Annotated in this window: 7 protein-coding genes and 1 pseudogene; 4 read left to right on the top strand and 4 right to left on the bottom strand. The window is 36.2% G+C overall.

The window, feature by feature from the left end:
• Window positions 1-399: DUF937 domain-containing protein (locus ACH2CJ_RS16810; protein WP_394994223.1), on the bottom strand; the 399-nt coding region annotated here is incomplete at its 3' end.
• Between the two features lie 261 nt (window positions 400-660).
• Here ACH2CJ_RS16810 and ACH2CJ_RS16805 point away from each other — a divergent pair.
• The 3 genes from ACH2CJ_RS16805 to ACH2CJ_RS16795 all read left to right on the top strand — a co-directional run bounded on the left by ACH2CJ_RS16805 (window position 661) and on the right by ACH2CJ_RS16795 (window position 6,432).
• On the top strand, window positions 661-2,388 hold the full coding sequence (locus ACH2CJ_RS16805; RefSeq protein ID WP_394994220.1) for an IlvD/Edd family dehydratase: 1,728 nt from the start codon (window positions 661-663) through the stop codon (window positions 2,386-2,388).
• A gap of 62 nt (window positions 2,389-2,450) precedes the next feature.
• On the top strand, window positions 2,451-5,792 hold the full coding sequence (locus tag ACH2CJ_RS16800; protein ID WP_394994225.1) for a UvrD-helicase domain-containing protein: 3,342 nt from the start codon (window positions 2,451-2,453) through the stop codon (window positions 5,790-5,792).
• Window positions 5,793-5,958: 166 nt separating this feature from the next.
• Window positions 5,959-6,432: a hypothetical protein gene (locus tag ACH2CJ_RS16795; RefSeq protein ID WP_394994217.1), complete on the top strand. Its 474-nt coding sequence runs from the start codon at window positions 5,959-5,961 to the stop codon at window positions 6,430-6,432.
• Between the two features lie 74 nt (window positions 6,433-6,506).
• Here ACH2CJ_RS16795 and cysM read toward each other — a convergent pair whose 3' ends face one another.
• The 3 genes from cysM to ACH2CJ_RS16780 form a co-directional block, all read right to left on the bottom strand.
• Window positions 6,507-7,379, bottom strand: coding sequence for a cysteine synthase CysM (gene cysM, locus ACH2CJ_RS16790; protein WP_394994215.1), 873 nt, complete (start codon window positions 7,377-7,379; stop codon window positions 6,507-6,509).
• Window positions 7,380-7,425: 46 nt separating this feature from the next.
• A complete protein-coding gene (gene epsC / locus ACH2CJ_RS16785) occupies window positions 7,426-8,235 on the bottom strand; it encodes a serine O-acetyltransferase EpsC (RefSeq protein WP_394994213.1) in 810 nt (269 codons plus the stop codon).
• A gap of 390 nt (window positions 8,236-8,625) precedes the next feature.
• Complete coding sequence (locus ACH2CJ_RS16780; protein WP_394994211.1) at window positions 8,626-9,075, bottom strand: hypothetical protein; 450 nt, start codon at window positions 9,073-9,075, stop codon at window positions 8,626-8,628.
• 187 nt (window positions 9,076-9,262) lie between these two features.
• Between ACH2CJ_RS16780 and ACH2CJ_RS16775 the strand changes: the two are divergent.
• Window positions 9,263-9,652, top strand: a pseudogene (locus ACH2CJ_RS16775) (hydroxypyruvate isomerase); the annotation flags it as partial.

Here is a 9,652-nt window from a genome sequence, read left to right as displayed (position 1 = left end):
CAAAATTGGAGCTGCCAAACTCGAATACATAGTAGAAGAGTTTTTCTTGATACCAGCATAAGTACCAATCATACTCACCAAAGGGCTTTTATAGGCAGGAAAAATCTGACTAACCAAACCATCACCAATTTTCAAGATTGAGTCTAATTTCTCTTTTTTGTTCAAATAAGGCATAACATCTCCAATCAATTCGCCTCCTTGATTCCCTTTTTGTACTTGATTATAGAGCATACTTACGCTCATCATACTGCCTGTTCGGCGAACTAAACCTGCTATTAATGTATAAAAAATACCATCTAACGCTTTTTTCGTTTTTTCTGGTTCTTCGTCAGAAAGTTTGGCAATTTTTGATACAACTTCATCATTCAGGGCCTCGTTCAACGTATCAAATAAGTTCATGTTTTTATTTTTTTTTGATTAATTCTTACTATTTTCCTACAAAATTTATAATATTGGTGCAAAACAACAAAAAAGTAAGGATTTTTGATAGAAATTTCTTGTCTTTTTCTAAAAACGCAGAAAATAATACATAATTGTAGATACAAGGTAGATAGTTAATAAGGTGTAATATTATAAGTTAATTAGTTGATATTTAATCACCAAGTAATACCTTTATAACTCTTCTTATTAATTTTGAGTCAATAAATTATAAAATATATCATGCCTAATCAAGAAAACAAAGAATTACGTAGCCAAGATTGGTTCGGAAAAGGAGGGAAAGACGGTTTTATTTACCGTAGTTGGATGAAAAATCAAGGATACCCAGCACATCAATTTAAAGGAAAACCAGTCATTGGCATTTGTAATACTTGGTCAGAAGTAACGCCCTGTAATGGGCATTTTAGAGAATTAGCTCAAGTAGTAAAAAATGGAGTGTATGAAGCTGGTGGATTTCCATTGGAATTTCCAGTAATGTCTTTGGGCGAAACAATCATTCGTCCAACCGCCATGCTTTATCGAAATTTGGCTTCCATGAGCGTAGAAGAAAGTATTCGTGGAAACCCGTTCGATGCTATAGTTCTATTGACAGGTTGCGACAAAACCACACCTTCGCTTGTGATGGGTGCAGCAAGTTGCGATTTGCCCACAATCGTTGTGCCAGGTGGCCCAATGCTCAATGGACGTTTTCAAGGAAAAGCCATTGGTTCGGGCACTGACGTTTGGCGTTTTGCCGACGATTTAAAAATGGGCAGAATGACACCCGAAGAGTTTGAAGAAGCCGAATCGTGCATGAGTCGAAGCATAGGGCATTGCTCAACAATGGGAACAGCCTCAACAATGGCTGTAATGGTCGAAGCTTTAGGTTTGACACTTCCCGGTGCTTCGGCGATTCCAGCCGCCGATTCTCGCAAAAAAGTTTTGGCTCACATGTCGGGCATGCGTGCGGTAGAAATGGTGAAAGAAAACCTCACATTGTCAAAAATTTTGACGCGTGACGCATTTGAAAATGCCATTATCATGAATGCTGCTGTGGGTGGGTCAACCAACTTAGTTTTACACCTTTTGGCTATTGCAGGAAGAATTGGCGTTGATTTGAACCTTCAAGATTTTGACGATATTGGTAGCAAAATGCCGTTTTTGCTCAATCTTATGCCTTCAGGAAAATATCTGATGGAAGATTTTTATTATGCGGGTGGGCTTCCTGCAGTCATTAAAGAAATGGCTGGATTTTTACACAAAGAAGCCATCACAGTCAATGGTAAAAGTTTAGTTGATAATTCAAAAGGTGCAAAAATTTGGAATGAAGATGTGATCTCAACTTCAGAAAATCCAATTTTGCGTGAAGGCGGTATTGCCGTTGTAAAAGGTAATTTGTGCGAAAATGGGGCAGTGATTAAGCCATCGGCAGCATCGCCACATTTGATGCAACATAAAGGTAAAGCGGTAGTATTTGAAACAATAGAAGATTATCATGCCCGCATTGATGATCCTAATTTGGAAATAGACGAAACTTCGGTAATGGTTTTGAAAAATGTTGGTCCTAAAGGTTATCCAGGAATGCCAGAAGTGGGCAATATGCAATTACCCACAAAATTATTAGCAAAAGGCTTAACCGACATGGTTCGTATTTCGGATGCTCGCATGAGCGGTACAGCTTATGGAACGGTTTTCTTGCACGCTTCACCCGAATCGGCTGTTGGTGGAAACCTCGCTTTAGTACAAAACGGCGATGAAATTGAAGTTGATGTACCAAATCGTAGCATTCATTTGCACGTTTCAGACGAAGAGCTTGCCGAACGCCGTAAAAACTGGAAACCAATTGATTTAGGTTATGACCGTGGTTATACGAAGCTATTTGTCAATACCGTAATGCAAGCAGATAAAGGTGCAGATTTAGATTTTTTAGTTGGAAAATCAGGACATGAAGTGAAGCGAGAGTCTCATTAATTCCCATATAAACCTGTAAGGTCTGAAAGAGACGAGGTCGCCAAGACCTTGCAGGTTTAACAATACTTTGTAGGTTTTACGTTCGGGAAGAAAAGAACACCGCAATAATAATTATGTCAAAATTCAATATTTATAGCTCTTCGGCTGGGTCAGGAAAGACTTTTACGCTCACCAAAGAATACCTCAAATTGGCTCTTGGAAGTGATAAATCGTATTATTATAAGCGAATTTTAGCAATTACCTTCACCAATGATGCCGCTGCCGAAATGAAAGACCGAATTTTGTCGGCTTTGAAAGAAATGGCAGATTCAACAAATTTCAATGAAAATTCAAATTTTTGGGCAATGTTTCTTATGATAGTCGAGGAAACAAAATTGCCCGCAGACACGATTCAATTTCGTGCGGTGGCGGTTTTCAATCATATCATTCAAGAATATTCAGACTTTGCCGTCAAAACAATTGACAGTTTTGTAAACCAATTGGTGAGTGCTTTTACGGAAGATTTGGGTTTGCCGTTCAATTATGAAATCGTGCTCGATACCGACCGAGTAATGACCGAAGCCGTAGAGCGATTGATTGAAAAAGCAGGCGATGACGAACACCGAGATATTACCCGAATCTTAGAAAATTTTATTGGCGAAAAAGTAAACGACGGTCAAAGTTGGAATTTTGTTATTGATGAACTGGCAAAGTTTGGCAAACATCTGATAAACGACCAATTTTATGCTTCACTTATCAAATTAGACAATCTCGAACCTAAAGACTTTTGGGCGATTTCGAATAATATTTATGCCTACCTCAAATGGTTTGAAAACGAAATTGAATCATTGGCCGAAAAAGGGATACAATACATTGAAAATCAAGGACTTAGCGTAGATGATTTTACTCAAAAAGCCAAAGGAATTGGCGGATATTTTTATAATATGCGAGAAGATTTTGAGGAAGAATATTATAAAAAAAAGGATAAATCGCCTAATTCTTATCATTGGGCCGCCATCAATGACGACAAATGGTACACCGCCAAAACTCCAATTCCTACTCAAAACGCCATTGATTCAATCAAAGAAGATTTGAGCCAGATTTTCTATGAAATGCAGGAGTTTAAGGAGAAAAACCTTAAAAAATATACGCTTCTTAGTCTGCTAAAACCTAACCTTCGAAAATTGTCTTTATTGAAGAAAATTAAGAAGGAATTTGATGAAGTTTTAGACGAAAAAAATCAAGTATTTATTGCTGAATTTAACCGCAAAATTCTGCAAATTATCTTATCTGAACCAGTGCCATTTATCTACGAACGCATCGGTGAAAGATACAATCATTTGCTGATTGATGAGTTTCAAGATACGTCGGATATGCAGTTTTATAATTTGCTACCACTTATCGAAAACTCGTTGGCAAATAACCATTTCAATCTCATTGTGGGCGATGCCAAACAAGCTATTTATCGTTGGCGTGGCGGCAAGATGGAACTTATCGTTTATTTATTTAAAGGCGATATCAAACCTCTGTTGAACAATGTTTTAGTTAAAGATTTTCAGGTCGAGCAATTTATGTCGGTTGCTCAATATATTAATCCAAAATCGCTTACGACTAACTACCGAAGTGCGAGAGAAATCATAGATTTTAACAATCGATTTTTTGCCTCAATTCTCGAAAAACATACACCAACTTATAGTTTTTTGCCCGATGTTTACGCTGATTATTTGCAGGAAATTCCATCAAAAGCTTTGGTTGGTGGACAAATTCAAATTGAGTTTTTGGAATACATAAAAGGCGAAGATTCGATGCTGGCTCGCACCGTTGAACTAATTGAAGCAGCCTTGCAAGAAGGTTATTCACAGGGTGATATTGCGATTCTTTGTCGCCGAAACAAAGAATCGTCGGCAATGGCAAATTTCTTGACCGATGCTAATTATAATATCATTTCTCGTGATTCGCTTTTGCTCAAAAACTCTGCGATTGTTCGTTTATTGGTTGCTTTTATGCGAGTTGTCAATCAGCCTGACAATCGTTTGGCAAAGTCGGAAGTTTCGTATTTGTTTCATCAAACTATTTTAGGGCAAATACCTGATAATCAAGCAAATAATTTGATTTCGGCAGCCGTTGATGCTCCTCATATTTCGGAGTTTTATTTGCTTTTTTCTAAACATGGTTTTGAGCTAAATCCGATAAGTTTAAATAAAGCGGGTATTTATGAATTGACCGAGAAAATCATTCATACTTTCGGGCTTTTTGAGCGTACTGACCGAAAATCTTATCTTTTTAGATTTCTGGATGTGGTGTTGAATTATAGCTTGAAAGAAAGTAATCACTTGCAAGATTTTTTGAAGTTTTGGGACGAGAAAAAAGATTCTTCTGCACTTTCGGTCAAATCCCCATCTGAGCAAGATGCTATTACAATTACGACAATTCACCGCTCGAAAGGTTTAGAATATCCAGTCGTAATTATTCCTTATGCTCAATGGTCATTCAAACCAAATAATTATTCAGAAGTTTGGGGAGACTTAGAATCGCTTGATTATCAAGAGTTTACCTGTGAAAAAGAAGGTGAAAGTGTGAAGTTATTAGCATCGCCAATCAAATTAAATGATAAATTGGGTATGACCGAATTATCAGCACAATATGATTCTGAAATGCAAGCAACTTTCCTCGAAAACCTCAATATGTTGTATGTGGCGTTCACTCGTGCGGCTGATAAACTCTTCGTGCTTTCGCAGAAAAGTCACCATAAAAAAGTACAAGGAGTAGGGGAGTTGATGCGAGATTTTTTGGAATCAGAAGATAGATTTAATCCAGAAGAAAATATTTATGAACTCAATCGAGGGCGTTTTATTAAGAAATTTACACCCAAAAAAGAAGTTCAAGAAATCATTCGTTTGCCAAAAATTATCAGCGAAGATCGCAGCGACCGCCTTCGTTTACGACGAACTTCTGATAAAATATTTGACCTCGAAACTTTAGACAAAAGTAAAGATAAAGGAAATAAAGTACACGAGGCTTTTGCTAAAATCAAAACAAAAAATGATGTACCAAAAGCCATTCAAGCCTTAGAATTTGAGGGAATTATTAGCCAAAAAGAAGGAGAAAATATTCGAGAAGCGATAGAAAAAGTGATTAATTTACCTGAATTATTGCCACTTTTTGAAGCAGGATTACAAATTGACAATGAAAGAGAAATTTTATTACCCAATGGCGATATTCAACGACCTGACCGTGTGGTAATAAAAGACGGAATCGTTTATATTATTGACTATAAAACTGGCAAAAGTAATGACCCCAAACTTCAACATAAATATGCCGAACAAATTAGAAGTTATGGTAAGTTATACAATCAAATGGGGTACGAAAAAGTAGAAATGATGCTGGTTTATTTGGAAATGAATGAGGTTGTAACGATTTGGTAAACACAGAATAAACGTTGCACAACTTTATGCAACATTTATTCTAATAGTTACTCTTCATTCTTCTCCGCCCATCTACCCCAACGATTTCTCATTTTTGAACTGAAATGTTCCAATAAAACAACTAATTTTGTGAAAATTATTCTATAAACTTCAAACTTAATCTAACATGAGAAAAATTTCTTTTGTATTACTTCTTGTTTTATCAGCTTGTCAATCAAATAAAACTGAAACCGCTGACTCAAAAACTATGAGTTCGGTTGATACTGTTGCAACTGCAACCAAGCCAGTTATTATGGAACAAACACTTTGCTTTGAGCAAAAGCTTAATAAAGATATTACAACCGTCAAATTAATAATCAATGGCGATGCCGTATCGGGTGAAATGAACTGGACTCCTTGGGAAAAAGATGGTGCATCAGGTACATTGAAAGGTAAAAAAATAGGTGATGAAATCATAGCTGATTACGACTATATGATTGAAGGGAGTAATCAGTCTGAAGAAAAGATTTTTAAATTGGAAGGCGATAAACTATTGGTAAAAGTAGGAGAATTAATGGACGGAAAAGATGGTAAATTAATTATGAAAGACCCCGCTAAAGCCAGGTTTTCAGAAACCTTAATTAAGGTGAAATGCCAGTAAAAGAATATTTTTTGATAAGATAAACGTGCCAAATTGTAAGAATTTGGCACGTTTGACTATTCGATAGGAATATTTTATCCAAACAAATTACTTGATAAATATCTATCGCCCCTATCGCAGCAAATAAAAACGATTATACCAGACTCTAATTCTTGAGCCAATCGAATAGCTGCTGAAGCGGCTCCACCCGAACTCATTCCGGCAAAAATACCTTCTACTTTTGCTAATTTTTGAGCCATTTCAGTCGCTTCTGTTTCGCTAATGTCCATCACTCTATCGACTTTAGTTGGGTCAAATATTTTTGGCAAATATGCTTTTGGCCATCTTCTAATACCTGGAATTGACGAACCTTCAGTTGGTTGACAACCAATAATCTGAATAGCAGGATTTACCTCTTTCAGATACATGGAAGTTCCCATGATTGTACCCGTCGTACCCATCGAACTCACAAAATGGGTGACTTTTTGTTCGGTATCTCGCCAAATTTCGGGGCCAGTAGTTTTATAATGGGCTAAATAATTATCGGAATTAGCAAATTGGTCAAGCATAAAATATTCATCAGTTTTTGCTTGTTCCTCTGCATAATCTCTGCATTTTTCGATATTATCGAGTAAAATTACTTTTGCACCAAATGCTTCCATCGTTAATGTACGCTCACGGGTAGAATTTGAAGGCATAATTAACTCGATTTCTAAATCAAATAACCTTGCAATCATCGCTAAAGCAATACCAGTATTTCCACTTGTTGCTTCAATAAGCTTCATCCCAAGCTTAATATCTCCACGCTCTATTGCACTTCGAATCATGTTGAGAGCAGGGCGATCTTTTACACTTCCCGCAGGATTATTGCCTTCGAGCTTGCCATAAATTTTTACATTTGGATTTGGGTTAAGCTTTTGTAACTCAACTAATGGTGTATTACCAATAAGGTCAATGATTGAAGCCATATATTATCGAAAAGTTGATAATGTAAAATAGGTAATTGTTTGTTTATCAGCTCATTACTCTTTCTACTACTTTAATTTCGGGTTTGTGATAAACTGTTGAATAGGATGGTACGGACTTCGTGAGCCACACATTTCCGCCAATAATCGAATGTTCGCCGATAATAGTGTTTCCACCCAAAATCGTTGCCCCCGAATATATCACAACATTATTTTCAACTGTTGGATGTCGTTTGGTATTTGCCATCGTTTTTTCTACACTCAATGCACCCAAAGTTACGCCTTGATATAGTTTTACGTGCTTGCCAATGATGCAACTTTCGCCAATTACAATACCTGTGCCGTGGTCAATGAAAAAATATTCGTCGATTTTTGCTCCGGGATGAATATCAATTCCAGTTTTTGAATGAGCATATTCGGTCAAGATTCTTGGCAAAAGTGGAATCTCCAAATTGTACAATTCGTGAGCAAGTCTATAAAATGAAATAGCAAAAAAACCTGGGTAAGCTCTAATGACTTCAAATTCACTTTTTGCGGCTGGGTCACCATCTAAAATTGCTTGAATATCGGTCTTTAAAATCCGATAAACCTCTGGAATACGCTCAATAAACTCATTTGCTTTCCATTCAGGATTACAGCCTTTGCATTGATAAGTCGAAATCAAAATATTTCTCAAATCCAATTCAAGATTTTTAAACTGAATCTCAATTTCTTCTTCCGAACGAAAATATTCCTTCGTTTGCTCTGGAAAAAGTAAACGTATAACTCGGAGAGTCCAAGCCGCAATTTCTTTAGTAGGCGGAACAGGCTCTGCTTGTTGATGTTTATCAAAAATATGTTGGAAAAAGTCCTTATTCATAAAAAAAAGTCAAATTAATACGAGTTTTATCCAAGCGATATGCAATCTCAATAAATAACACCTAAAATTATGCCACCGTTCAGCCAAGATGAGAAAAAAATTATGATTTACTAATTGAAAATTTAAATATTTGATTATCAGCAAGTTATGTGTTTTTTTGATGACAATGTTAATAATTATGGTGCTTCGAAAATTATTTTGGAGGATGAAAATTCTCACCTAAACTGCACCGAGCGACAGTTGCCTAAACCTTCTCCGCTAGAGTAGTTTCGAGATTGATATTCTCTAAAAATTTGCATCGAATCATAATTTTATACAAAACAAAGCGTGGCGAAAGTTTCACCACGCTTTGAAAATATTTTTATCGATTCTACTCATTTAAAATTAGATTTAAAAAATAATATTTACGGTAAAAGTTCCTGTTGCAGTCATTCTTTTGCTAATGCTCCCTACAGCCGCACCTTCAAAATTGAATTTTCCTTCTACAATTTTATTATCCGTAAATTTGGTAATTTCTAAAGAACCAGTATTAGGTACATAATAAGTGCCTTCATTCAAAAACGTAAAAACACCCGTCGAACTTTTTAAATCATATGTTTTTCCAGCTTTTATATCTGTTTTATTTAAAAGTAATGTAAAACCACTTTTATTTTTAAGTGCTTCAACCGTTACTACACCCAAAAGTGTTACAGCAGTTGGCTTGCCTAAATCTACAATAGTTCCATTGGCAACAATACTTGCTGTGCCATCGGGTGTGAGGTCTTCTTTGAGTTTTTTGAAACAAGAAGTGGCTATAAGACTAAGTAAGAATAAAATAAGGATTTTTGAGGTAGTTTTCATTGGGTGCTTATTTATAATGGTTTTGGGTAATGGTTTTTGATAAAAATTGCTCTCTTCACTTTCATAATCAAATACGCTAAACTATGAAATTTATTATATTTATAAGTGGTTTTAGGTAAAATGTTGTTTATAGTAGTTTTTTTTATTTAAAATTACCTAATTTTTCAATTACTTCTATTTATCTATTATGGAAAATAACGCTTCTCGCAGAAACGCCATGAAAAAAATTGTTGGAGGTGTCGCTACCGTGGCTCTTACGGGAGCTATGGCTTCTCGAATTAATGCCGCAAATCACGAAATGGGTACTTCCCTCAAGGGTCGCATCAATCACTCGGTGTGTCGTTGGTGCTACAATTCAATTGAGCTTGATGCTCTATGCAAATCTGCCCGTAATATTGGTTTGCAATCAATTGAGTTATTGACCGTTGAGGAATTCGCAACCGTCAAAAAACATGACCTTACATGTGCGATGGTTTCAGCGAGAAGTAAAGATTGGGGCCTTTCAAATGGTTGGAATAAAAAAGAGCATCACGACGGACTCGAAGAATGGTACAAATATTTAATTGACGAAACCTCA

Source organism: Emticicia sp. (assembly GCF_043780375.1).
Classification (GTDB): domain Bacteria; phylum Bacteroidota; class Bacteroidia; order Cytophagales; family Spirosomataceae; genus Emticicia.
This window is presented reverse-complemented; position numbering and strand designations above follow the sequence as displayed.

Coding starts and splice junctions, on each gene's coding strand:
- ACH2CJ_RS16805 (WP_394994220.1), top strand. CDS start 661: ATGCCTAATCAAGAAAACAAAGAATTACGTAGCCAAGATTGGTTCGGA.
- ACH2CJ_RS16795 (WP_394994217.1), top strand. CDS start 5,959: ATGAGAAAAATTTCTTTTGTATTACTTCTTGTTTTATCAGCTTGTCAA.
- cysM (WP_394994215.1), bottom strand. CDS start 7,379: ATGGCTTCAATCATTGACCTTATTGGTAATACACCATTAGTTGAGTTA.
- epsC (WP_394994213.1), bottom strand. CDS start 8,235: ATGAATAAGGACTTTTTCCAACATATTTTTGATAAACATCAACAAGCA.
- ACH2CJ_RS16780 (WP_394994211.1), bottom strand. CDS start 9,075: ATGAAAACTACCTCAAAAATCCTTATTTTATTCTTACTTAGTCTTATA.